Genomic DNA, 378 nt, shown 5'->3' on the forward strand with positions numbered 1-378 from the left:
GTACAGTAGGCTCTCTGCCTACAGTCGACTTTATGCGCGCGAATTTTGGACAGGCAGCTATTTTGACGCCAAACGATATTCCTTTCCCACCTCGTGGTGTACTGGCTGAAGGAGAAATCAACAACGACATGCTGGTTACTGCTGATCTGGACATCCAGCTATTGTATGATGTACGGGAAAAAGGCTCGGTAACAACTTGGCGTGACCGCCGCACCGATTTGTACACAGATTGGAAGTAGCTACGTGCAGAAATAATCGGGAACAGGAGGATGGTCATGTACCGTAAAGAGCTGTATGTGTTTGAAGGAGAAAAGCCCCGCAGGGCAGCTATCCGCAACTATACACAGTCTGACTTTTTCGAGCTGATTCAGATACAGG

At 48.4% G+C, this 378-nt stretch carries 1 pseudogene; it reads left to right on the forward strand.

The features are described from left to right. Window positions 1–239, forward strand: a pseudogene (locus SB773_RS30340) (carbon-nitrogen hydrolase family protein); the annotation flags it as partial. Window positions 240–378 lie beyond the last annotated feature (139 nt).

Origin of the sequence: Bacillus sp. SIMBA_074 (genome assembly GCF_046534555.1) — a bacterium.
In the GTDB taxonomy this organism is placed as follows: Bacteria; Bacillota; Bacilli; order Bacillales; family Bacillaceae_G; genus Bacillus_A; species Bacillus_A mycoides.